Origin of the sequence: Methylocapsa aurea (assembly GCF_000746085.1) — a bacterium.
Classification (GTDB): Bacteria; Pseudomonadota; Alphaproteobacteria; order Rhizobiales; family Beijerinckiaceae; genus Methylocapsa; species Methylocapsa aurea.
Genome location: NZ_JQKO01000001.1, coordinates 1 through 23,747, shown reverse-complemented (window position 1 = coordinate 23,747; position 23,747 = coordinate 1). Strand labels below are relative to the sequence as shown.

Annotated in this window: 17 protein-coding genes and 2 pseudogenes; 13 read left to right on the top strand and 6 right to left on the bottom strand. The window is 57.8% G+C overall.

Annotated features, from left to right (window positions below):
* Position 1: 1 nt before the first annotated feature.
* On the bottom strand, positions 2 to 820 hold the full coding sequence (locus DL86_RS00095; RefSeq protein WP_036257847.1) for a cyclase family protein: 819 nt from the start codon (positions 818 to 820) through the stop codon (positions 2 to 4).
* Positions 821 to 1,102: 282 nt separating this feature from the next.
* On the opposite strand from DL86_RS00095, the gene panD reads away from it, so the two are divergent.
* The 3 genes from panD to metW all read left to right on the top strand — a co-directional run bounded on the left by panD (position 1,103) and on the right by metW (position 3,597).
* Positions 1,103 to 1,570 carry an aspartate 1-decarboxylase gene (panD, locus tag DL86_RS00090; RefSeq protein ID WP_036257846.1) on the top strand — a complete coding sequence of 156 codons (468 nt, stop codon included), beginning with the start codon at positions 1,103 to 1,105 and terminating at the stop codon, positions 1,568 to 1,570.
* Positions 1,571 to 1,749: 179 nt separating this feature from the next.
* On the top strand, positions 1,750 to 2,943 hold the full coding sequence (gene metX / locus DL86_RS00085) for a homoserine O-acetyltransferase MetX (protein ID WP_036257153.1): 1,194 nt from the start codon (positions 1,750 to 1,752) through the stop codon (positions 2,941 to 2,943).
* 3 nt (positions 2,944 to 2,946) lie between these two features.
* Positions 2,947 to 3,597, top strand: a complete 651-nt coding sequence (gene metW / locus DL86_RS00080) for a methionine biosynthesis protein MetW (protein WP_036257152.1) — start codon at positions 2,947 to 2,949, stop codon at positions 3,595 to 3,597.
* 69 nt (positions 3,598 to 3,666) lie between these two features.
* Here metW and DL86_RS00075 read toward each other — a convergent pair whose 3' ends face one another.
* Complete coding sequence (locus DL86_RS00075) at positions 3,667 to 4,776, bottom strand: sigma-54-dependent Fis family transcriptional regulator (RefSeq protein WP_036257151.1); 1,110 nt, start codon at positions 4,774 to 4,776, stop codon at positions 3,667 to 3,669.
* A 393-nt stretch (positions 4,777 to 5,169) separates the two neighbouring features.
* Between DL86_RS00075 and DL86_RS00070 the strand changes: the two genes are divergently transcribed.
* Positions 5,170 to 6,912, top strand: a complete 1,743-nt coding sequence (locus tag DL86_RS00070) for a porin family protein (RefSeq protein WP_245276154.1) — start codon at positions 5,170 to 5,172, stop codon at positions 6,910 to 6,912.
* Here DL86_RS00070 and ppa read toward each other — a convergent pair.
* Positions 6,795 to 7,334 carry an inorganic diphosphatase gene (gene ppa / locus DL86_RS00065; protein ID WP_036257150.1) on the bottom strand — a complete coding sequence of 180 codons (540 nt, stop codon included), beginning with the start codon at positions 7,332 to 7,334 and terminating at the stop codon, positions 6,795 to 6,797. The two genes, DL86_RS00070 and ppa, sit on opposite strands and share 118 nt — an antisense overlap.
* Positions 7,335 to 7,356: 22 nt before the next feature.
* Here ppa and DL86_RS20195 point away from each other — a divergent pair, with 22 nt between their 5' ends.
* Complete coding sequence (locus tag DL86_RS20195; RefSeq protein WP_202899139.1) at positions 7,357 to 7,521, top strand: hypothetical protein; 165 nt, start codon at positions 7,357 to 7,359, stop codon at positions 7,519 to 7,521.
* Between the two features lie 169 nt (positions 7,522 to 7,690).
* Here the strand turns inward: DL86_RS20195 and DL86_RS00060 are convergent, their stop codons facing one another.
* Together DL86_RS00060 and DL86_RS00055 are read right to left on the bottom strand one after the other, a co-directional pair.
* Positions 7,691 to 8,197 carry a GNAT family N-acetyltransferase gene (locus DL86_RS00060; RefSeq protein ID WP_036257149.1) on the bottom strand — a complete coding sequence of 169 codons (507 nt, stop codon included), beginning with the start codon at positions 8,195 to 8,197 and terminating at the stop codon, positions 7,691 to 7,693.
* Between the two features lie 425 nt (positions 8,198 to 8,622).
* Positions 8,623 to 9,894 carry a hypothetical protein gene (locus tag DL86_RS00055; protein ID WP_156964402.1) on the bottom strand — a complete coding sequence of 424 codons (1,272 nt, stop codon included), beginning with the start codon at positions 9,892 to 9,894 and terminating at the stop codon, positions 8,623 to 8,625.
* A gap of 290 nt (positions 9,895 to 10,184) precedes the next feature.
* On the opposite strand from DL86_RS00055, the pseudogene DL86_RS19000 reads away from it, so the two are divergent.
* A pseudogene (locus tag DL86_RS19000) lies at positions 10,185 to 10,375 on the top strand (transposase); the annotation flags it as partial.
* Between the two features lie 73 nt (positions 10,376 to 10,448).
* On the opposite strand, the gene DL86_RS00045 reads toward DL86_RS19000, so the two are convergent.
* Positions 10,449 to 12,176 (bottom strand): galactose oxidase early set domain-containing protein, encoded by a 1,728-nt coding sequence (locus tag DL86_RS00045; protein WP_162180374.1) that lies wholly within the window; start codon positions 12,174 to 12,176, stop codon positions 10,449 to 10,451.
* 1,643 nt (positions 12,177 to 13,819) lie between these two features.
* Here DL86_RS00045 and DL86_RS00035 point away from each other — a divergent pair.
* From DL86_RS00035 to DL86_RS00005, 7 genes and pseudogenes are all read left to right on the top strand, one after another.
* Positions 13,820 to 14,491: a sugar transferase gene (locus DL86_RS00035; RefSeq protein WP_245276178.1), complete on the top strand. Its 672-nt coding sequence runs from the start codon at positions 13,820 to 13,822 to the stop codon at positions 14,489 to 14,491.
* Positions 14,488 to 15,162 (top strand): annotated as a pseudogene (locus tag DL86_RS00030) (glycosyltransferase); the annotation flags it as partial. The gene DL86_RS00035 and the pseudogene DL86_RS00030, both read left to right, overlap by 4 nt.
* Before the next feature lie 53 nt (positions 15,163 to 15,215).
* The gene (locus DL86_RS20365; RefSeq protein ID WP_245276153.1) at positions 15,216 to 16,802 is read left to right on the top strand and encodes a GumC family protein; all 1,587 of its coding nucleotides are present in this window, start codon (positions 15,216 to 15,218) and stop codon (positions 16,800 to 16,802) included.
* A gap of 271 nt (positions 16,803 to 17,073) precedes the next feature.
* Positions 17,074 to 18,279 carry an O-antigen ligase family protein gene (locus tag DL86_RS00020; RefSeq protein WP_162180372.1) on the top strand — a complete coding sequence of 402 codons (1,206 nt, stop codon included), beginning with the start codon at positions 17,074 to 17,076 and terminating at the stop codon, positions 18,277 to 18,279.
* 279 nt (positions 18,280 to 18,558) lie between these two features.
* Positions 18,559 to 19,743, top strand: coding sequence for a glycosyltransferase family 4 protein (locus DL86_RS18485; protein ID WP_162180371.1), 1,185 nt, complete (start codon positions 18,559 to 18,561; stop codon positions 19,741 to 19,743).
* Positions 19,737 to 21,908 carry a family 16 glycosylhydrolase gene (locus DL86_RS18480; protein WP_051952435.1) on the top strand — a complete coding sequence of 724 codons (2,172 nt, stop codon included), beginning with the start codon at positions 19,737 to 19,739 and terminating at the stop codon, positions 21,906 to 21,908. The genes DL86_RS18485 and DL86_RS18480 overlap by 7 nt, the downstream gene beginning before the upstream one ends.
* 311 nt (positions 21,909 to 22,219) lie before the next feature.
* The gene (locus DL86_RS00005) at positions 22,220 to 23,263 is read left to right on the top strand and encodes a polysaccharide deacetylase family protein (RefSeq protein WP_036257137.1); all 1,044 of its coding nucleotides are present in this window, start codon (positions 22,220 to 22,222) and stop codon (positions 23,261 to 23,263) included.
* Positions 23,264 to 23,747 lie beyond the last annotated feature (484 nt).

Below are 23,747 nucleotides of genomic sequence, written 5' to 3'. Positions count from 1 at the left end.
CTCACGGCAGGATCGCAAAGGCTCGCGCGGGAAAGCCGAGGCCCGCCTTGACCTTCGGCCAGGAGACGACAATCAAGGCGCCCGTCGCCGGAACCTTGTCGAGATTGGCCATGACCTCGACCTGATAACGGCCGCTGGTCAAGATATAGGTTTCGGTCTCCATTTTTTCCGTGACGTCGGCGTCGAGCGATTCATGGCCTATGGCGGCGATTCCCCGCCGCTCGACCAGGAACTTGACTGCTTCCAGCGACCAGGCCGGGAAAGGCGTCCGCTTGAAGCGCTCAGGATTAGCCTCGAAATCCTTGGACATATCGGTCCGCAAAGCGACGAAGGAGCCGCTCGGAACGCGGCCATGCCGTTTTTCCCAGGCCCGCAGATTTTTGAGAGAATAGGCGTGGTTCGGGCCGCCTTTCAGAAAGGGGGTCGCATCCAGAACGATGAGCGGCAGGATCATTTCCTTCAGCGGGATCTGGTCCATGGTGGCCCCAGCGGCGTCAAAATGGGCGGGCGGATCGACATGGGTCCCGTATTGGCCGACCATTTCATAAAATGTGGCGCGAAAGCCGTCTTTTTCGATTGTGTAGGGCGCCTTCGTTTTGGGATCGATGGCGGGGCTGAACCGCGCTTGGCCGAAACCGGACCAGACTGGCGTCTGTGGGCCGAATGAATGGGTGAGATCGACAAATGGCTTGGACGCGATGATTTTATAGGCCCGCGCCAAACCGCTTTCTCCTTGCGCCGGGGCCGATGAGGAGACCGCGACAAGAACAAAGGCGAGGAGCCGCGGCCAATTCTTGAAGGAGGCCCGCTTTTTGAACATTGCAAGAGATGCTTCAGGTTTTGCGGCGGCGTCCGCGATGCCTATATAGGGGCCAAGCCATTGTCGCATTTATCCGTAAAGCTTGGCGCAAGCATCGCCTCGCGCAGGGGGGCTTTATTTGGCGCCGCAGAAAAACTCTGGATTTTCGCGCTATTTGCTGCATGGATCATAGCAAATTTTTCAACGAACAAAAGCCCGGGCTCCGCCGCCGCCCTTCTCTGCTGGAGAGAGGGCGACGATTGCTCAGCTTACGCTTGCGATCTATGAATGGAATTTTGGAACATGCGCAAGGTCATCGGCGGCAAGCTCCACGGCATCCGCGTCACCGAGTCGAACCTCGAATATCACGGCTCGATCACGCTTGACCCGGAGCATTGCGAAGCCGCCGGCATTCTTCCGCTCGAATTCGTCGATATCTGGAACAAGAATTCCGGAGCGCGGATTTCGACTTATGTCATTTTGGGTCATCGCGGTTCGCGGTGCTGCATCCTCAATGGCGCGGCGGCCCGGACCTGCCAGCCGGGGGACGAACTCATCATCTGCAGCTCGATCTATGTGGATGGTGCGGACATCATCGATCTCAACCCCGCCGTTCTGACCTTCGACGCCGGCAACCATGTCGTCGAACGATTGCGCTATTCCGTCAGCCGCGACGACGCCGGACGTTACCAATTCGCCATTCTCGACGAAGCTGGGGCGCAGCTGCCGGTTCCGCTCGTCTCCGGCGCCGGCCGCAAGCGCCTGGGCTGACGCCCGCGCCGCGGGCTGCTGACCAAAACGCCGTCCTCCATTATTCCCAGCGAAGAGAAAATTCATCGCGCCTATTTGTCATCGCGACGAAGAATAAGCCGACATAATCTTGACACTCCGGGAGGCCTTCTCCTAAGTAACGGACATAATGTTCGCCATATCGAACGATCGGCAGCCCTGTGACACTCGTCTCGGCAAGTAAGGCGGCGGGCCTGCGCGAAGTCGACGCGCCGCATAGCCTTGTTGCGCATTTCGGCGCCGAACATCCGCTCCAAATGGATGCCGGGATTTCCTTCAGTCCCTTGACGATCGCCTACCAGACCTATGGCGCGCTCAACGCCGACAAGTCGAACGCGGTCCTGGTCTGTCATGCGCTGACCGGCGACCAGCATGTCGCCAATGATCATCCGATCACCGGCAAGCCCGGCTGGTGGCAGACCATGGTCGGACCCGGCCGCCCGATCGACACGGACCGCTATTTCGTCATCTCCTCCAATGTCGTCGGCGGCTGCATGGGAACGACGGGGCCGGCCTCGCTCAATCCGACGACCGGGCGCCCCTATGGCCTCGACCTTCCGATCGTCACGATCAGGGACATGGTGCGGGCGCAAGCCATGCTCATCGACCATCTGGGCATCGACACGATATTTTGCGTCGTCGGCGGTTCGATGGGCGGCATGCAAGTCCTGCAATGGGTGGCGAGTTTCCAGGAGCGCGTCTTCGCCGCAATGCCGATCGCGACCGCCGCCAAGCATTCGTCGCAGAATATCGCCTTCCACGAGGTCGGGCGCCAGGCGGTGATGGCCGATCCCGATTGGCGGCGCGGCCGCTACCTCGAAGAAGGCGTCATTCCGACCAAGGGGCTCGCAGTCGCCCGGATGGCGGCGCATATCACTTATTTGTCGGACGAGGCCTTGCAAAGCAAGTTTGGACGCAAATTGCAGGGCCGCGTCGCGCCGACCTTTTCTTTCGACGCCGAGTTTCAGATCGAGAATTATCTCCGCTATCAAGGCATGAGCTTCGTCGACCGTTTCGACGCCAATTCCTATCTCTATGTGACTCGGGCCTGCGACTATTTCGATCTCGCCGCCGATTACGACGGCTCGCTGGCGCTGGCCTTCAAGGGCGCCAAGACGCGCTTTTGCGTCGTTTCCTTCAATTCGGATTGGCTTTACCCGACGGCGGCCTCCCGCGCGATCGTGCATGCGCTGAACGCGGGCGGGGCTTCGGTGTCCTTTGTCGACATCGAGACGGATCGAGGCCATGACGCATTCTTGCTGAACATTCCCGAATTCATCGCAACCTCGCGCGGGTTTCTCGACGCGGCGGCGCGCGCGCGCGGCTTGCCGCCCGCCAAGACCAGGGCAAGCTGACCTTTGCGCAATGAGGAAAATCCGGCAGGCGCCCCGCCGACGATCGCCGACGCCGCGCGCGTCGATCTGCTGCTTGTCGCGGATATGGTGGACCCAAACAGCCGCGTCCTCGACGTCGGCTGCGGCGATGGCGCGCTCTTGCGGCTTCTGGCCGAGGAAAAGGGCGTTGACGCCCGCGGCATCGAACTCTCCCAGCGCGGCGTCAATGATTGCGTCGCCAAAGGCCTTTCGGTCATTCAGGGCGACGCCGACACAGATCTCGAAGCCTATCCCGACGACGCATTCGATTACGTGATCTTGTCGCAGACCCTGCAAGCGACCCGCCATCCGCGCAAGGTGCTCGAACATATGCTGCGGATCGGGCGACACGCGATCGTGTCGTTCCCGAACTTCGGACATTGGCGGATTCGGGCGCAGGTCGCGCTCGGCGGCCATATGCCGCTCACGCGCAATCTGTCATGTCCCTGGTACGATACGCCGAACATCCATTTCTGCACGATTTTGGACTTCGTGGCGCTGGTGCAAGAGATTGACGCCCGCATCGAGCGCGGCGTCGCGCTCGACCGTTTCGGCGCGCCATTGGCCTATAGCGCGCCATGGATCTGGAATCTATTCGGCGAACAAGGCGTGTTCCGGCTGACCCGCAAGCGATAAAAAATTCTTTAGAGAGCTTCCCGATCGGATGGAATCATCTGATTGGAGGGAAGCGCTCAGATTTCCGTTCTATTTGTCCGCATTGAAGAGGCGTCGATAGAGCGTGCTGCGGTGGACTCCAAGCCGCCGAGCAGCTTTGCTGACATTGCCGTCACATGCGTCGAGCGCGGCTCTCATGGCCGAGAGCTCGGCGTCCCGCAATTTCTGCTCAGCTAGACCGGCGGAAGGCCCGGTGAAGCACCTATCCCGCAAATCCCAGGGGCAATCGCTGGGGAGAGCGTGACAATCGGCCGGCAAGTTCAGGATTCCAAAAAAACGCCTGCCGTCCGTACCGATCAGTTCGCTGGGTCGAGAAGTTCTCTTTGGCGCCTCGAACAATTCTTCAAACCGGGCGCCATCCAGGACGCTCCAATCCCGCTGGACGAACGAGAGACCGCGGCGGTTGGCGGCGATCAGACGCTGGCCGTCATCGAACACCAATAGACCCTCTCGGACTGCGCCGACCACGGCGGGATCGGTGTGGAAACGCAAGACCGTGTATCCATCGAAAGCGCCGCCATTGAAAAAGCGGTGCTCGATTTGATCCACCGCGAGACGGACGAGGCCGAGCGCATGGATGTGCTGAACGCGGGCATGAGCCGATAGATCAAGCACGCCAACGACCACGCCACGCGGATCTGTGATTGGGATGGCCGAACAACTGAGGAACTTGTGGGCTTCAAAGAAATGTTCGGCGCCATGCACGGAGACAGCGCGTCGCTCAGCCAGGGCCGTCCCGATGGCGTTTGTGCCAGCGGAACCCTCGCTCCAGCCGACGCCTGGCCGCAGCGTAACCTCGGCTGCCTGGCCAGCGAAAGCGACATCGCCAACCACATCGAGAACCGCGCCTTGCGCATCGGTCAGGATGACTATGCCGCCTGTGTCTCGCGCCTCGGCGTTAAGCGCATCGAGCTCCGGACGACACAGTCGCCTCAATCGTTCATGACGCTCGCATAGGGTCTGAAGTTCTTGTTTGTCTGGCGGCTCGATGTGAGGCAGTCGGCTTTGATCGAGCCCAAGTTCGGCGCACCGCAGCCACGATCTCAAGATCGGCTGTTCCACCTCATCAATCGGCAATTCGCCCCGGCCAAAGAATTTGGCCCGCGCTGATTGAATGGAGGGAAGAGAAACCATGCCCATCGCGGCGCCTTCACAGTTCACAATTTGCGATATATAATCTCCAACTGTCCCTGGTTACAATAATACTAGCTAAAAAGTATCTTTGTCGGCATACGCCGATTGTCGCAGTGTCGTATTTTCATCACTAGTAGTCATAATACAAAGTTAATTGCATATTCAGCCCGCGCGTATTGTCGCAGTGTCGTATTTTACGCCAATTTGCACAACGCTGTCGCGAGTTGCGGCACTATTAGCTGAAATATGGATTTTTCACGGAATATTTTTTGCTCTTTGCCTAGCTTTACCTATTCTGAGCGTTGACCAGCAAGACGTCATGCGGACTAATACTTCCCGAAGTCGAAAGACAGAGGATCGACGCTAAGCCGGCGTCAGGCCGGCTGTGGGAGGCGCCCCGTGAGCAAGTCCGAACGCATGGCCAATCAAGAATTATTCCAATCGTATTGTGGCGACTCGCTTCGCGCCCTATGGGACTCCTTAGACAATTTGTCGCTGGCGAAAGAGACCAAGCTCTGCTCCCGCACGTATGACATCGAGCGCGCGTCCGACGCCGTTCTCGCGGTCAAGGCCGATTGGACAACAACAAGCCATGCCTTGACTTCATTGCATCGCGCGCAGCGCAACAAAAGCTTGATGCTGGCTTGGGTAATCGTAATGAGCCTTTCAGGTATTGGCCCATCACGCGCGGATACAACGGATCAATTGCTCGATCAGCTCAAGGCGAAGGGGATTCTGACGAAAGGCGAATATCAGACATTGAAAGCGCGCCATGCCGCTGAACTCCAGCAGCGCGCCGCGCCGCCAGCCCAACGTCTGGTCAAAGAAGAAAAAGTCGTCATCGTACCGGACGATCGCCCCCTCCCCCGCCTCGACAAGGGCATCGGCGCCCATATCGGACAGGTCGACGTCGGACTTTCTGGCGAGTTGGTTTTCTTTGGAGCGGAACAATTCAAGCAACAAGGGACAGGCATCGTTGCAGGTGGCCTCGGCGGCGGAAGCACCGTCAATAACTCGAACGCCATCCGCTCCGGCCTGCTTCCGAGCGCCCTGGTGCTAAACCTCGCCACCAATCAAATGGGCTATGATCTCGGCTTCACCTTGGGGCTCTATATGGGCGGCAATAACATCCAAGTGGGCCTTTTGAACGCTAATAGCGGCGGCGCTGCGGTTGCCCTCAGCACGCCCGGCATCGATCTTCGCCAAGTCTTCGGCACGATCGGCGCGCCTGCCTTCGGCACGATCAAGATCGGCCGCGACATTGGCTTGTTCGGTTCGGATGCCATTATCAACGATTTCACGCTGTTCGGCGCGGGAACGATTGCGGGAAACGCGAGCCCCTCCAATACCAGCCTCGGCCGGATTGCTTTCGGCTATGTCTATGCCGATTGGATTCCGCAGGTCACTTATACCACGCCGGATTTCTACGGCTTTACGGCTTCGATCGGCGCGTTCTCGCCTTATCAGGAGTTCGACTCCACCGGCCTCTCCGGCACTTTGACCGCGCATGATCAGCCCGGATTCCAGGGGCGCCTGAAATTTGTCGGCAATCTCGCGCCGGATGTGAAGCTGACCGCCTGGACCGACGGCCTTACCCAGCAGCATCGCGCTGAAGTGGGCGATGCCGTTTTTCTTGCCCCGGGCGCCAATACGCGCGCCCTCGCGGTCGATGGCGGCGCGAGATTGGATTGGGGTCCGGTGAGCCTTCTCGGCTATGGCTATTACGGAGTCGGCCTCGGCACGACCGCCCTCTATTTCGACGGCGTCAGCATCGATGGCGCCAAGCGCAAATCATCAGGCTTCTACGCCCAGGGCAGCCATACGTTCTTCGAATGTTTGACAATTGGCGGCAGCTATGGCGTCAGCTACCTCAAGGGGAATTGGATCGACAACGCACCCTTGTTCGGCAATGGCGCCCTCGTCGCCTCGAACGCATCCACGGTGGTCTTCGGCCGCTACAAATTCACCGACTGGGTCAGGATCCAAGCTGAATGGATCCATTCGCTCTCGCGCAATCAGGCCGGTCAGGCCTGCTTTGCCGCCTTCGCCCGCTCAATCGAGGTCAGAATGATCTGCCTGGCCTCTTCGGCATCGCCCCAACGCTCGATCTTTACCCATTTACCCGGTTCAAGATCCTTGTAATGGGCGAAAAAGTGCTCGATCTGACGCAGCGTGATCTCGGGAAGATCGGTGAAATTCTCGATGTTCGCATAGCGTTTCGTCAGCTTCGCGGAAGGAACCGCCAGGATCTTTTCATCCCGGCCGGCCTCGTCTCCCATCAGTAGAACGCCGACGACCTTGCAGCTCATGATCGCGCCCGGCACGATCGCACGGGTATTGGCGATGATGACGTCGCAGGGATCGCCATCCTCCGACAGAGTATGCGGGATAAAGCCATAATTGCCCGGATAACGCATCGAAGTGTAGAGAAAGCGGTCCACGATCAAGACGCCGGCTTCCTTGTCCAGCTCATATTTGATCGGCTCGCCCCCGATCGGAACTTCAATGAGGACATTCACCTCAAACGGCGGATTGGTGCCGATCGAAATCGCGTCAAGGCGCATACTTATCTCCAAAAAAGCATTGATGGGTTTGCGCCGCCCTTATGGGCGGGTTTTCAGGACCGTCAGCTCCGCAGGACGCCTAGAGCGCTTCCTGATCAGATGGAATCATCTGATCGAAAAGAAATCGCTCAAATTCAACGAGTTGGAGCATGTTCTGATCGAAAAAGTCGATCAGAACATGCTCTAGATCTATTCGTCGTCCAGATCGTTTGGCCACGGCCTCTTCGCGGAATTGTAGGGGCCCCAAAGCGCAATCCTCTCGACCGGATCGCGCTCTTTAGCTTTTGATGATGCATGGTCCGTCGGAAAGCTGGGACCGCTTCCCGGTTCATGCGCTAGCTGCGCCGCAAAATACCCTACTCGAAAGCAAAGGCAAGCCGCGCGCGCGTTTCGGAGCCGAAGCGCTCTTCGGCCTGACGCACATTCTGGCCGCCAAGCCTTGTATAGAATTGCACCGCCCGCTCATTGTCCGCCAAGGCCCAAACGAGAAAGGACGAATAGCCATGCCCGGCGAGATCCTTGCGGGCGAGTTCGAATAGACGCTTGCCGAACCCCAGCCCCTGAAACTCCGGCGCGATATAGAGTTCGAATACTTCCCCGCCATAACGTAGGGACGGCACGCGGTTGCGCCCGTAGCTTGCGTAGCCGCCGATCGTTTCATCGAAATCCAGGACGAGAAGGCGGGAGCCGCGAACGATCGCCGAGTGCCACCAGAGCGGCCCGCGCCGGGCGATCATTTTTTCCAGTTCGCGACCTGGAATAATGCCGCGATAGGCGTCGCGCCAAGCGGCGTCATGCACGTCGGCTATGCCTTGAGCATCGCCTTCGCGCGCGTTTCTGATGGTGATGACTGCCTCGATCATCTGACAATGTTAAGACCGCTTGGCCTGCTCCCGCAAGACCTTCTTGGGTCTCATTCGTTATTGTCCCGAGCGCCTAGAGCATGTTCCGAAAAAGTTGATCGACTTTTTCGATTAGAACATGCTCCAACTCGTTGAATTTGAGCGATTCCTGTTCGATCGGATGATTCGATCTGATCGGGAAGCGCCCTAGCAAAGGAATCGCGACATTGATTGCGAGAAACCGCTCAATTGCGGCGCTCTGACGCGCGCTTGCCTCCTGTCCTAAGCCCGGAAGTCAAGATCCGAAGACACGCGGCGAAAGACTGGCGGCGAAGAACCAGCAACCGCATTTTCAAATTTTCGCGATGCCGCTAAGGGAAGGCATCATTGGCCCCGATGGCCCAGCCATCATCCAAGCCATCCTCATCGCATAAACCCGAACGGCGTCAGATCTCCCACGACGGGCGCGCCCGATCCAGGTCCAGCTCCTCCTCAAATGGGACCGGCTCGCTCGGCGGCGCGCTCGGCCGCCGCGTGCGGTAGACCCCTTTGATGAGAATCGCGAAGGCGACAACGGCGCAGTCTACGAGGGTCACCCACCAGATCTGGGCGGTCGCAACGCCCAGAAACGCAAGAGTCAAGATCGCCACAAGTCCGGCCAGGACGGCGGGCGCGACAAGGGCGGGAATCCGCCCTGCGAGCAAGAAAACGCGCGCGGTCAACACCGCAAAGGCGAAGGCGCCGACAAGGCCAAGGTCATACCAAAGGACGAATAGCAGGCTCCTTGGCGCCTGCGCCGGCAAATAGCCAAGGTTCAGAGCGCGGTTCGCCATGTCGAAGCCATGCCCGGTTATCAAACGTGGCCATTGCGCGGTGATCAGATCGCTCCAAATTTCCATCGATATCGATCCCGGTCCCGCTTCCAAACCCGTCAATCGGAAAACGACGACGTAAAGCAGCACAATCACGGGAGCGAACAGGATCAGGGGCGCCAAGCTGTAGGCGAGGAATCGAGACGTCCGGCCCGGCTCCGACATGGCGATGGCGAAGGCGAAAGCTCCCGCCCCCATCGCCGCCAGAACGATCTGAGCCGATCCCGCCAGGGCCACAGCGGCGGCGAGGAGGGCGAGTCCGGCCGCCGATATCCAATGTTCCCGCAGGGACAGCGCCCCGAGCGCGGGCCAGACCAGGACGATCAACGTGATCACCGAGCGATTGAACAGCGTCTCGTCGAATTCGGAGCCGTGCCAGAACCACTCAAGCCCCAAAAGCGCGAGCGTGAGCGTCGCCAAGGCTGTCAGGACGAGGCCGAAGGGCAATAGATAAAGGTCGAAAGCCTTCGTCTTTTCCGGAAGATAGGCGGCGACGATGGCGACGAGAAAGGTGGTTCCAGCTGTCTGTAGAAAGCGTTGGCCGGCGATCGCCGGAAACGGCGTCCAGAGCAGCGACAAGCCTGCCCAGAACGTCAAGAACAGCGCGGCCGCGCCCGCCGAAGAAAGCAGCGCGACGCGCAATTGCCGCGCCCCATGATTCGGCGCGTCAAGCAATGCGCCCATGAGGATCACGATCGCGCCGGTTGGCAAGAGAACGTAAATCGCGCCGCGCGAGAGGACGCCGGCGCAAGGCAGGCCAATCATCAAAAGCGCTAATCCCAGCCGGATCAGCACCTTGGCTGCATCCGCCGTGGGCGTGTCAGTGTGTCGAGATGCGGCGGACATGGCGAACGCTTGGTCAAAAAGGCTCAGATGATCTGATCCCGACCGGCATCTTAACGCCCAAATCGGCTAAGCGCTGTGGAAGTTGAGCAACACTCAAGCATAAAATTCATTTCCAGGGCCGCTTCGGCTCCCACCCTGGACGGTCCTCCAAGGTCATCCATGCTCAACACCCTCCGGGCGAAACAGGTCGATGTGCGCGGCCGTAGACCGCCCTTAAGGTCTCAGCGTCTGACTGAATGAAGAGGTGGGTGACTTCAAAGGATTGTGATTCCGTCGGATTGGCGCGCCGGGGGGTCATCGACAGCCAGCCGGTGAAGACGACCGAGAGCGGCGGCCTTGTGGCTACGACGCCGGGAAGAAGATCAAGGGACGCAAGCGCCACATCGTCACTGATACGCAAGGGAACCTTGTCGGCCTCATCGTGCATGACGCTGGGATCCAAGATCGCGACGGAGCGCCCAGCGTGCTGGCGTCGATCCGTCGCTCTGTCCGTAGCTTCGGCGCGTCTTTGCCGGCGGCGACTCGATTTCGCCGCCGCCTGCCCCGTTGGCCGGTTACTGAATGGATTGGGGTATGGAGACTATTTTCGCCAGCGCTGGGTGACCTTGGGTGTTGAATAAGAAGATCATGTAATAGCCGGGCAGAAGTTTCTCTGGCGAGGAGTCCACATACCCCGTAACCGTCGCTCCGCTCTGAGAATACGGCACGGGGATCAGCCGCTGCTCCGAATCATAGGCATGGGTGTTGTAGCCGAGGCGAACGAGGTTGATATAGCCGACCTGGTCGTTAGCTCCGACAGTCATCGTGAAGCTCTGTCCTAATTGGAGCGTCGTCGGGGCGGAAACGATTGTCGGTCGCGGCGCAGCTGTTCCAGAGCCATCGTAGTTGTACAGATACGCTGGATAATAAATCTCCGCATTGAGGTTGTTCACCGGCCCTGGAGCGCCGCCGCCCGCGGTCAGCACCGACCCGTCCGGAAGGACGAGCGTCGCCGAATGATAAAGACGCGGTATTGAAGCCCAGGCGCCAACTGTCCAAGTTCCAGTGCGCGGATTCATGACCTCCGACTGATAGGCGACATTGCCGGTCGTCTCGTTGTAGACTGAGGATCCCCCAGTGGCGAGGATTCCTCCGTCTGGAAGCAGCGTCAAATTCCCCCAGATGCGATCATGATGGATGTTGTCGACATCGCTCACCGCTGGCGGGTAGCTGGAAAGATCAACGATTTGAGCCCTCTGGTTGGCGCGCACCATCAACACCTTATTAGGGGTGAAGCCGGGCATCATCACTGAAGGATAATATGTTCTCCCCGGGGCCATCAGCGCGCCCGTATCATTCATGCTTCCCGAGCCGCTGGTGGTGAGCCTGAAAATCTTACCATTATGCTGGAGAAGATTGACCGCGCCATCCGGACCAACGATGCCCCTCGGATAAAACCATTCGTCTACGTCGCTTATTGAAATCGACGACAAGGTTCTCCAGCCAGACGTCGGATTGAAGACTTCCGGCGTCACCGCGCCCACCCCCGGGGTGAGTTGCCCGCCGAGGAGCAGCTTGTCGCCGTTGCGCAAAGTGGTGATTGAAGGATACCAACGCTTGAATTGCATCCTCCCCGCGTCGATCAGCGCATTATTGCTCGGGTCAAAGATATCGATATTATTATCCGAATAGTTTCGCGTTCCATTGATCGTGACATCGCCACCGAGGATCAGCATCTTGCCGGACAGACTTGTGCTGCCGGAAAGACCTTCCCCGATCAGACTCGCCGCGCTGCAGAAGATGTCCGTCTGTGTCGTATTGGCAAGGATCAGATGCGAGTCCGCTCCAGTCCCAATCGCAGGATCCCAAACGTCATAGACGAGTTGCGCTCCCTGCTGACCCTGCTCATCGGTGCCGTAGGTCAAGACGCGTCCATCCGGCAAGAGCCCCATGTGAAGCGGGATGATCGGCCACGGAAAAGCCGGACCAAAAAAGCCGCCGCCGCCCCCGCCTGTCGGGGTTTGCAAAAGGCGAAGGCCCTGACTGAGCTTGAAGTTCTTAGTGAGCTTAACGTCCCCAATAGGGGGCTTTTTTCCTTTACCCGGACCGTACCCATAGTCGATTGGAGCTTTCTTATCCTTTTCGAGCTTAAATAGTCTGAGATCAGGGCTCCCTGAAAACACTTCTGAGGCGACAAATGCAGATGGAATTACTAGAAGTACGCCAAGACTTACTTTTGTTAGACGGCTTAGCGCCGACAATCGCTGAAACGCAGCCCCAAAACGATAATTAATGCGCCACATGGCCAAACTCCCCGGAAACTCGGTAGTGACATAATAAAGCCTTGAGACGCCATACAATGTTGATTTCAAATACGAACTTAAAAAAGGCTCTTCTCTTGGCTCTATATAGTTAATTAATACACCTGATAATATCATATTGCAAGTAACACATTTAGTATATACTTATATATACGTATATTTAACTATGATTAATATGCTAATGGCCTTTATTAGTTCATGCGCGGCAATTTACATTGACAAGAAACTGTCACCGCTCCTTCACGCAAGTAGCGCTGCATATCGTTCTCAAAAGTGACGCGGCGCGCGTTGGCGAATCGTGCGGGCGCTGGTTGATCCTGACGCCAGGGATAGACTCTGCGGCCCCGTCCGCTCGCGCATGATCCCCGAAAGCAGCGGCAAAAATGGATGCCTTTGCCAACTCGAAATGCATGCCAAAGGTGGCGCCATGTCTACTTTGGTCCGCCGAGCCGATGGCCCCCTTCCGTGTGGTTCTCGACGGTATTTGACGCCGGCCCCATGCGTTCGACCGCTCGACACAATGTCTTCCGACAAGCGATGCCGATCCGGGCAAATAATTGGCCAACGGGATTGGCGGCCAACGCAATGTTGATTTTCCTCTTGATCAGCGCCGCCGCCGACTTCGACATTGTCTCTCATCCACGCCCACAGGTAGATGCGCTGTCTTGCCTTGGCTCCTCACGCTTATAGCCAGAGCATATTATGCTCCAACTCCTTGGTCTAACGCGATTTTTTTCAATCAGATGATCCTATCTGATCGGGAAGCGCTCAAAAATGCGATCGTCACGGCTAGGCCACCAATGGAGACCTCGTGGCGCCTTGGGTGCTTGACGGCCCGAAGGAGCGCGACGCCTTCCCTCTTATATGTCGATCAGATTCTCGTTGCCGGCTCCCGCTCGGCATTGCCGTCGCGCGGCTGACAACCCGCCAACTCACAAGGCGCCTGGCGCGCGGCAAGCCAAGGAAGCGGCCCGCGCGACTCCGAGGTTATCCGCCCCACCTACGCGCCGGACTCCAAGCTAATCCATCCTTCAAGAGGCTCAGGATGAGACGCGTTCTCCACACTCGAGGCGCTCCTGCGCGCGGTAGCCACGCGACCTATCCCTGTTTGGTGAGAAGCTATTCGCATTGCAATCAACGCCTTCACGCCGAGCAATTCCGAGAACTTTTTCGCCCCCCCCCGACAAGACGCCAACATCATCGGACAACGCACCGGATCCGCATACGCAACAATATTAAATCAACTATCTATTTCGAATTATAATATATCATCACTACTAACTAGTATTAACATAATAATATCTAGCAAACACTCCGATTTTTGTTGACGTTTAGAACAGCTACATCTATGCATATCGCTATATAGAGCACCACATTGACATAAAAGTGTCATATATAGATTATTTAAATTTGGCTTGGTTCGCTGTACCAATGCAATGCGCTTTTATAAATAATAATAACTATTATTAATGCGCTGCCGATTAATACAATATTATTTGATATCGGCTTTGGGGGAGACGATTCAAGCTGCGGCCAAGAGCGGATCTATCAATCGTTGAGAACGTCTTCGCGACGCCTCTCAGCTTACGCAGTCTTTTCTGCGCCCGCAAAGGATGAGCTTGAAAATGATTACTCCTCAAATACCTCAAACGCCGCCCCGGACCTCTTTCCATTTGGTCAAGCAAACGGCTTATCTAGCCAAGCGCTGCTTCGACATTATAGCGGCTTCGGCCCTTCTGTTGTTCGCCCTACCCTTGATGGTCATGACAGCGGCGGCGATTGCTTTGGATGGCGGTCCTGTCCTTTACTTTGGCAATCGCGTCGGCGCGAACGGAATTTCTTTCAAATGCATAAAGTTCCGGACGATGATACCTGACTCCGATGGCTGCCTGGAAGAATATCTCGACCATCATCCGTCCGCGCGAGACGAATGGCTGCAAAGTCGCAAATTAAACTTTGATCCGCGCGTGACCTTCATTGGAAGACTTCTGCGGCAGTCGAGCCTCGATGAAATCCCGCAATTGCTAAACGTCATCAGAGGCGAGATGAGCCTCGTCGGGCCGCGCCCCGTAACCCGGGCAGAACTCGAAGATTATTACCGTTCAAGCGCCGCGCTCTACATGAGCGTGCGGCCCGGAATGACAGGGCTGTGGCAGGTGAGCGGCCGCAATGATGTCAGCTATGCAACTCGCGTCGCGCTTGACGAGCGTTATGTGCGCGATTGGAATATAGTTCTTGACATTTTGATCTTGTGTCAGACGCCACGCGTCGTCCTTTCGAGGAGGGGCGCACGATGAGCAGTCCTCCTACGCCTACCAGGGATCATTCCCCCCAGCCACGGCAGGCAGACGAAGAAGCAGCCGTCAGCGCGCTAATATCAACATATGCTGGCGAGACCGCGGCAAATCTTGAGGAATCCCTCGAGAGCATATTCGCTCAAACCGTCCCACCCGACCAATTGGTGCTTGTGTTGGACGGCCCCGTCGACGTCGCCCAAGAGGATGTTATCTCTCGATATGCGATCGATTCCCGCATCGACGATGTGACTCTTGTGAGATTGCCGAAGAATCGCGGACTCGCAAGGGCGCTGAATGCCGGGATCGAACGTTGTTCCGGAAAATATATAATGCGCGCAGACAGCGACGACATATGCGATCCGCGTCGACTAGAGTTGCAGCTTGACTATTTTAGGACCCATCCCGACACCGATATAGTCACTGGCTGGTGCGTTGAATTTTACGATGAGGGCGGGCCGGAGATGGTGAAGTCTTCGTCCGTCCATCATGACGCGGTCGCCCGAGCTTTGCGCTGGCGCAACGTGCTTACCCATGCGACGGTGTTGATTCGAACGGAAGCGCTTCGCAAGGTTGGGGGGTATCGCCCTGATTTCGGCATGCTCGAGGATTACGATCTCTATGTTCGGCTTGTCTTAAGCGGCGCGCGCTTTCATGTGATCCCCAGAGTCCTTCTGCGTATGCGCACCAGCATCGCGCAGCGCCGGCGGCGGGGCGGACTGCGCTATTGCATGAACGAAATCCGATTTCGCTTTTCTTGCTTTCGCGCCGGCTTTCTGAATGTGATCGAGTTCTTTTTGGTCACCCTTATGTATATCGTATTCCGTTTGATTGGCGGGTCTCTCCGCGACCGCCTCTATCCTATTGCGCGAACTCCGACATCGAGCAGGCCGGAACTTCAGACCCCTCCGCCCAGCGCGATGAGCGGCAACTAGCACCTGGATTGGAAATCATGGACGCGAAAGTCAACCGCAGTCCGTTGTCTGTCGACGACGCCGCTGAACCCTGGGATCAGGTTCGGGGCGCCTTCGGCGGATCGCGATCGAAATTGGACCGACATCTCTGGCGTTCCTATATATCGCGTTTTTTTATGGGATTTTCCGTCGTTATGATCGCTTTTGCGGTGGCGTGGCCGTTTTTGCCGCGTCGCTATGAGGCGACGACCACGATTATTCTCCATCCCACGGATCCAGAGTCGTCATCAGATTCGGCGCAATATATGCGCCAGCCGCTTGACGAAAGCGCGATCCAGTCGGAGATCGACCAAATCTCTTCGCCGACGCTGGCCGCTGCGGTTCTTGCCCAGCACTCTCTCGCGGCTGATCCCGAGTTCAATGGAGGCTGGAGAAATTGGTTCGGGCTACGAACCACATCAGAGTCCGACCTCCGTCAAAATCTCCTGAACCGTCTGTCCGTTTCAAAAGGCCGTCGCTCCTACACGGTGAAATTTGGCTTCACCTCGTCCAGTCCCGCCAAGGCGGCGGCGCTGACAGACGCACTGCTTAAGGCATACCTCGCTGATCAATTGGCGCGTAAGCGCCGGACGATTGACCACCACACCGCATGGCTTAGCGAACGGGTTGACCTATTGCGGGCCAAATCCGACGCCTCGCAGGCTGCGTTAAAGGATTTTCTTGTCCAAAGCGGCCTGATCGACACGGGGGCGACCATCTCCCTTGAGCGCGAGCTGTCTACATTGAGCAATGAGGCGGCTCTGGCGCGGTCGCGGACGACTGAGGCGCAGTCCCGCGCGGATGCGCTCTCCGAGCTACAAAAAGCCGGTAAACTTGATAGCGCGCCAGAGGTCCTCGCCTCGCCCTTCATTCAAAAACTGAAAGAAAAGATGGCCGGCGCGAAATCCGCAGTTTCGCCAGTGGATATTCCCCAAAGGGCGATCGAACAGCTGATTGCAGCTGAAAGCGACCGCCTCGTTCGAGCGATGAAGACGGAAGCCAGCACTTCGATGGAGCGCGAGCTCGCCCTGCAACGCGCGATAAAGACAATTCGCGAGGAGATGATTCGGAGGCAACATTCCGAACTCCACCTCACCGAATTGCGACGCGACGCGGAGTCCGGAAGGAAAGCGCTCGATACTGCTTTGGTGCGCCTTGCCGGTCAAACCGCGCGGGCGAGTTCAGTCATACCGCATGTCGACATCCTCACTCCCCCCGAGGAGCCAACGCGTCCGGCGTTCCCCAATCTTCTTCTCGGGATTTTGGGAAGCCTGATCGCAGGCTGTCTCGCTGGGGCGGCGATGGTATGGCGGCCTCTTTCCAACTGGGCGCACCGCCTCTCCGCGCATTCCGGGCGCTAAGGAGTTCAGTCGAGTGGCGATTGCTGCGCCCAACTTTCGTTCCTCGATGGGCTGGGCTCCGCCGGCGTTCGCGCTGGCTTGGATCGGCGCACTCGCGGCGCCAGTCGATCTTGGCGCGGCGGTCTATGCGATCCCGCTTGTGGCCGCTGGCGCAGTTGTCCTGGCGTTTATTTATCTGAATGCCGCGCGGGGCCACCCTTTCGCCATCGGCGCCATCCTCGTCTTCGTTACGCTTCTGATCGATGCTAAGTTCAGCGAGCGCGAGCCCTTCGTGCCCGATTCCCAGGTCGCGTTAAAGATCGCCGCCTGGACTGCGATAATTGGGCTCGCGTTTCTGCGCTGGCGCAGCATCAGCCGCATTTTCTTCAAACCGGAGATTGTTTTGCTATTCGCCTATGCGGCAATAGCGGGCCTTTCCGCCCTGTGGTCCGAGGTTCCGGCCTTTTCCGGCGGCGCGGCGTTTGGCCTCTTTGCTTATGGCGCTTTGGCCTGCATTGTCGTGGTAGACCTCCGCGAGGAAACCGTCATCCGCCTCTTTGTCTGGACGCTCGTCGCCTTTATCTGCGCCGGCATTATTGGCGCGGTCGCGGCTCCGAACATTACGTGGCTAACAGGATCGCTTGATGAATCCGAAGCCGGCACTCGCTTACAAGGCTTTGCCGGTCATCCGAACGTCTTCGGCCAATTCGCCGCGATATTAATATTGATGGTGATGACGGCGCGGCGAGAGGGGTTCATCAGTCGCCCTATTTGCTATGTCATTTTGGCATTGAGCGTCGCAACGATCCTAGCAACAGGAAGCAGGACGGCAATTGTCGCATTGTTGATTGCCTGGGGACTAGTTGCCTGCCGAACCAGCCGCTTCGGGGGCGGCGTCGCCATTGTCATATTGGGCGCGCTCGCATTCGCCCTAGTGTTGGCCGCATGCGGCGCGCTACCTGACATTGTTGGATTATTCGGCAAGCTGAGCCGGACAGGGCGTGAAAGCGAAATCCTAACGCTCACGGGCCGCACCGACTTGTGGGATATCGCCTGGACACATATTCTGCAAAGGCCATTTTTCGGCTGGGGCTATTTTGGCACCGAACAGCTATTCACGAATAGCGTAGATCCGATGTTCGCGGACCAGGCAAAGCATGCGCACAATATGTTTCTGCAATCACTGATTTCGGTCGGCTTCCTTGGCTCTTTGCCAGGCTTCGCCTACGTTTCCTTGCTTATCAGCCGTTTCGTGAGCGACCCAGATCCAACGCGCGATCGGATCATCTTGCTCGTGCTTGTTTCCGGATTTGGCGAGCCCGGCATCTTCGGAATGCCAGTTATGGAAACGTTCTTTTTTTATTGGATTCTGGTGCGGGAGACCGCGAAGCGTTTGCCTCCTCAAGGTTGTCATTTTGAACAAGCGATCGATTTCGCTGCGCAACCACCTGTCAGACCGGCGAAGGCGTTCACGGATTCTATGAAGCCGATCAGATGAGGTGGGTCTTCCAAGCATCGACTAGGGGAGCGCTTCGGGGTCGGACAATGCGGAGTCTGCGGTCGATGGCGCGAATCCCATCAACAGTTGCGCCGGTGGACTAGGAGCTGAACTTACATGAAATTCATTCCATCGATGCCCTCTTTCGTACCGACAGGGTGGCTCCACGCTCAAGCGAGGCCGTGGGCGGCCAAGGGCCTATCCTATTCCCAAATTCTGAAAAGGACTTCGGCCAACGGTCAAGCCTCGACCAATACGGAAATTAAGGCTAGACCCGCATTGACGGCCAGTCCCAAACGGCCACGCGAGATTTTGCTGTGGCACTGGGGGCGCGCCGGGGCTGGCTCCAAGTTCACATATGAGCTCGCGCGCGAACTCCGGAACGTGCAAGGTTTCCAGCTGACCGTGTCCGCCTCCGAAGGCTCGCAATTGGCGATCCTGACCACTTCGATGAAGGATGTCGCGCTGCGCAAGGTGCGCACCTTTCATGGCGACAAGACATCTTGGAGAGGCAAGCTAAACGCCGCTCTGGCGCTTCTTGGCCTATGGCAATTGGCGCGTGATTTTCGAGGGATACTCAACGAACGTCGGACGGATGTTGCAATCTGCGCGTTCCAAGCAATATGGGATGTCGCGGCCATTCCCGTCCTACGCCGCCGCGCCAGTCGGTTCATTCTCATTCTGCACGACGCCAAGTTTCATCCGGGAGACTACTACCCCTTTCGCGCGAGCGTGCTTGGCTGGGAGATTGCCAGCGCCGACGCCCTCATCGTGCTATCCGATCATGTTGGTCGCTCCGCGGAGAAGTTCTACGGGTTTCCGTCGGACCGCATTTGGACCGTGCCCCATGGCGCGTTTTCTTTCGGATCGGGAAGCGTCACGCCGCGCAAGTTCCCGCATCATCGTCCGATGCGGCTTTTGTTTTTCGGACGGATCGTCACCTACAAGGGGTTGGGCCACCTGCTCGACGCCTACCGCCTGCTGCGCGAGCGTGGGGTGGCGGTTGAACTCGAGATCGTCGGTTCTGGCGATATTTCACCCTATGAATCGCAGCTTGCCGGTTTGCCGAACGCATCAATCATCAACACCTGGGTCGATGAAGAGCAGATCGCACAGGCTCTCGCGCGTGCCGACGTTGTGATGCTGCCCTATATCGAAGCGAGCCAATCCGGAGTCGCGGCCGCCGCTCTGACCGCTGCGCTTCCAATCGTAGCCACGCCGGTTGGCGGCCTCATTGAGCAAGTGCGCGACGGGCAAACCGGTATAATCGCGAAGGGCATGGGATCCGAGGACCTCGCCGCCGCGATCCAATCCTTAGTCGACGACCCGTCACTCTACGAAATCTGTTCGGCCGGAGCTCTTAAGCACGCTCGGGAAGAATTGGGTTGGACGCCGATTGCGGCCGCAATTGGCGATATTGTCAATGAAGTGGCCTCTCGGCCGAAGCGGCGAGGCCAATGTTGACGCACAACCCGATTTCGCAGACCGGCGCGCTGCGTCTTCTTATCGGAACCCGCTCTATTGGCGGGCTGCGGCATCTGCCCGCCTTACGCTGGCTCGGCCATCGTAGCGGCTATGCGGCCGGCGTCCTTATTGTCACCGGACTTAGCGTCGGAACCTCGGTCATTGCACCGTGGTTTCTCGGTCCCGCGGCCTTCGGGACCTTCACGCTTCTGACTAGCCTGTTCCAATACGCCACCAAGACCGATCTTGGCCTATCGCAGCTGGCCGATCGAAAACTTGCCCTCGGCGACAGCGCCGATGCGGATTGGGTCGCCAATATTCTGCGCTCCCGCTTGATTATCGGTTCCATAGTGCTCGGATTGGTTGTTCCGCTAGCGATGTGGATCGCCTGGGTCACGGGGACGCTTCCGGTGATCGGCACGGCTATGGCTATTGCCGCCGGAGGCGCCTTCATGATCGCAAACGGACCGGTCACAGTGTTTCGCGCCACGTCCAAGGTTTGGGAATTCACAGCCGCCGCCCTGCTTCTGAACGCCGGCTTGACCGCGCCGCGTCTGGCCGGTCTCGTCTTTGGCGGCGTGACGGGATGCTTTATGGCCCTCGCGCTGTGGTATGGTGCCCTCGCGGCTCTCCTGTCGCGTTCTGTTTCCCCAACTGCCACAAGCCCCACGCCGCTGGTCCCTATTCTGCGCTTAGCCCTGCCCCTCTTTGCATTCAACGGCGTATGGGAAGTCTATCTATCCGCGAACCGCTGGATCTCGGCGGGATTATCCTCCGCGGACGATTTTGGGCTGTTCGCGTTTGGCGCAAACCTCGCCTTGACCGGAATTGGGATGTTCGCCACGATCGCGCAGGTCCGCTACCCAAAGATCCTCGCCCACATGGCGAAACATTCGCCCGGCGCCGGTTCGAGTTTGGTCGAACGCGAGACGCTCCTCCTGTGTCTCGTCCTCTCTGGCGGGGTGGCGTTGGCGATCATCGCTGCGGGGCCAATGATTGAACTTGTGTTCCCACGCTTCGAAAGGGCCGCTCCGGTCACGAGGGCGCTGGCCATTTCGTGCGTTCCGCTTGCGGTTGTCGCTTCGAGCCTTCCGATCGCGATATCCTTATCGCTCAGGCCCTGGGCCCACGCGGCCAGCATTTTCATACCAGCATTCATGATTTTGCTTGGCGCGATGGTTGCCGCTGATCGATCCGCAGGAATCACGGGTCAGGCATGGGCGTGCACGGCTTCCGGCCTTGCCTTGATTATAGGCCTTGTCGCTTTGATGCGCAGCCTTGGCATACTTAAGGGTTGGGCGGCTATTCGCATCATCCTTTTGCAAGCTGCTGCGGTTGCCGGACTTGCCTGGCTCGCCATCGCCGTTACGCCGGCTGCCGCCGAGACTGTTCCGCCTGAGGATTGGGAGCTCGCCTTCACGGAAGACTTCAAAAGCCTAAGGTTTTGGGACGAGGCCCCGGGCGGCGTTTGGGAGCCGCATTACGCTTGGGGCGCGCGCACGATCAAGGTCAACAAAGAGCTTCAATATTATGTCGATCCGCGGCAGCGTCGCGATCACCCCGCGCTCGCCAGCCTCACGCCCTTTCTGCTCGATGAGGACGGACTGGTCATTCGCGCTCATCCTATCCCTATTCCTGACCTGAAATTCGCTGAAAATCTGCCCTTTGCCTCTGGACTGCTGACCACCTATCAACGCTTTTCGTTTACTTACGGTTATGTAGACATATGCGCCCGCGTTCCTAAGGGAAAAGGGCTCTGGCCCGCCTTCTGGCTGCTTCCCGTCGATCAGACCTGGCCGCCAGAAATCGATGTTATGGAGGTTCTGGGCCAGAATGTTTCGGAATATCACGCCACGGCGCATTCGCGCGCCGGCGGCAAAGATGTTGAATTCTCCAATAAGATCGCAACGCCGGACCTTTCCGATGATTTCCACGTCTATGCTATGCGATGGACGGCGGACGAGGTCGTTTGGTACTTCGACGGGCGGCGCGTCGCTTCGGCCCCGACCCCGGCGGATATGCACAAGCCGATGTATCTCCTGGTCAATCTTGCGGTGGGGGGATGGGCGGAGCCACCCGATGCTTTGACAACGTTTCCGGCGGATTTTCACATCAGCCGGATCAGGGTTTTTATGGCCCCGCAACGCGGCGTCGCAACTCAGTGAGACATCTTTTTGGCAAGCGCTCTGCCTTTTTTGCGGCCTTTTAGCGCGCGCCAGGATGTCGAGGGGCCATTAGAGCATGATGCCGAAAAGTGGAAACCGGTTTTCGGACGACATCATGCTCTAACTCTTTGATGAGAGGCGGATTCAGACTTTGGACGAGATCGCTTTGCGATTCCGTCCAAAATCATCCGGCTCTAGCTGCTCGGACGTCTGGCGCGACGAGGCTTGGACAATCCGTCCGCGATGCATCGTCATAGGGTCAATCTGGAATTGCGCAGCCTGGCGCTCTTCCGAAGTTCGGCAAAACGATAATGATCGACTGGAAACACGCGCTGTTCACAATCGGATTTAGCGCCATCGCGGCGACCCGAGCGGATCGTTGGCTTCGCTGGGCCGCGCGTGGCTCTGGCGTCATCCTGATGTTTCATCGTGTCCGGCCCTGGCGCGAACAGAGCTTCGCGCCGAACCGATCCCTCGAAATCACTCCAGATTTTCTGGATCGAGTCCTCACATTGCTCGATGAAGATGGATTTGACGTCGTGGCCTTGGACGAAGTTCCGGCGCGACTTGAAGGCAGGCGCACGCCTCGGCCTTTCGCGGCGCTCACCTTCGACGATGGTTATCGAGATAATCTCACATATGCATGGCCAATCTTGAAACGGCATGGGGCGCCATGGGCCCTTTTCATTGTGTCCGATTTTGCCAGCCGGCGCAGTCCCCCTTGGTGGCTCGAGCTTGAGGAGGCGATTGCCTCACTGGAGTCCTTTGAGGTCATCCTCGATGGCGAGAAGCACATCTTTAAGACGCATGGAGCCGATGAGAAATATGCGGCGTATCATAGTCTCTGCCAACGCCTCAAAGCGGGACCAGAATGTCAAATGCGGGCCGTGCCTTCCGAACTTGCCGCGCAAGCTAATTTGGATCTTAGTCAATTGGGAGCGGAGCAATGCGCGAGCTGGGATGAGATCGCTGTGCTGGCTCGAGACCCAAATGTGACGATCGGGTCCCATACTCAGAGTCACCCAATTCTACGCCGCCAGAACACGTTCGCTGTGGCGAACGAAATCAAAGATAGTAGGTCCATAATCGAGGAGCGGCTCGGCCGGCCTGTCCGGCATCTGGCCTATCCGTCCGGCGACAGCCGCTCCGTCGGTCCGCGTGAATTTGCTCTGGCCCGCGGCGCCGAATATCTCACCGCTGTCACCACTCGTCCAAGCCACATCTGGCCAAGACACGCGGATCGGCTCACGGCCTTGCCGCGCGTCTCGATCAACGGCAACTATCAAACCGAGACCGCGGTTCGCGCACTGCTATCGGGCGCGCCATTCATGGCGTGGACCGCCTTCTTGGCGTGAACCTTTTTCGGACCAAGGCGGCGCCAAATCATGGCCGAATCGATTTGTCGACGCGATGGGTTGAGTGTGGTGACTAAACCTGGCGCGGGTGATCGAAAGCACGAGGCATCGTCAATTCACCCCAGGCGCCGCGAAATAATCGACAATCTTCCTTAACTAGCTCGTCTACAATCTTGGCCAGGATCTCAAGGGTTCTCTCTAATTATTTGATTTTTATGGTGAGCGCGATGGGATTCGAACCCATGACCCTCTGATTAAAAGTTTGACGGCCTCATTTTTACGGCGATTTCTTGCTTTTTCCACAATCTAAAAAGCCGTTTATTATAAGGCTATTATCATTCCCCTTGTTTTCCCGTCAATTCTGGCGTTATCCTGTTTCTGCTTACCGAGCGCTTACCGTGCTTACCGGACGCTTACCACGGCAGAAAGTCAGAGGGTCGGGCCATGCCAAAGGGACGGATCAGCAAACGCTCGGTCGACGCTC

What these genes read in the sequence shown, in the direction of transcription:
- DL86_RS00095 (WP_036257847.1), bottom strand. Translation starts at nt 820, where the DNA reads ATGTTCAAAAAGCGGGCCTCCTTCAAGAATTGGCCGCGGCTCCTCGCC.
- panD (WP_036257846.1), top strand. Translation starts at nt 1,103, where the DNA reads ATGCGCAAGGTCATCGGCGGCAAGCTCCACGGCATCCGCGTCACCGAG.
- DL86_RS00075 (WP_036257151.1), bottom strand. Translation starts at nt 4,776, where the DNA reads ATGGGCATGGTTTCTCTTCCCTCCATTCAATCAGCGCGGGCCAAATTC.
- ppa (WP_036257150.1), bottom strand. Translation starts at nt 7,334, where the DNA reads ATGCGCCTTGACGCGATTTCGATCGGCACCAATCCGCCGTTTGAGGTG.
- DL86_RS20195 (WP_202899139.1), top strand. Translation starts at nt 7,357, where the DNA reads ATGGGTTTGCGCCGCCCTTATGGGCGGGTTTTCAGGACCGTCAGCTCC.
- DL86_RS00060 (WP_036257149.1), bottom strand. Translation starts at nt 8,197, where the DNA reads ATGATCGAGGCAGTCATCACCATCAGAAACGCGCGCGAAGGCGATGCT.
- DL86_RS00055 (WP_156964402.1), bottom strand. Translation starts at nt 9,894, where the DNA reads ATGTCCGCCGCATCTCGACACACTGACACGCCCACGGCGGATGCAGCC.
- DL86_RS00045 (WP_162180374.1), bottom strand. Translation starts at nt 12,176, where the DNA reads ATGTGGCGCATTAATTATCGTTTTGGGGCTGCGTTTCAGCGATTGTCG.
- DL86_RS00035 (WP_245276178.1), top strand. Translation starts at nt 13,820, where the DNA reads ATGATTACTCCTCAAATACCTCAAACGCCGCCCCGGACCTCTTTCCAT.
- DL86_RS18480 (WP_051952435.1), top strand. Translation starts at nt 19,737, where the DNA reads ATGTTGACGCACAACCCGATTTCGCAGACCGGCGCGCTGCGTCTTCTT.
- DL86_RS00005 (WP_036257137.1), top strand. Translation starts at nt 22,220, where the DNA reads ATGATCGACTGGAAACACGCGCTGTTCACAATCGGATTTAGCGCCATC.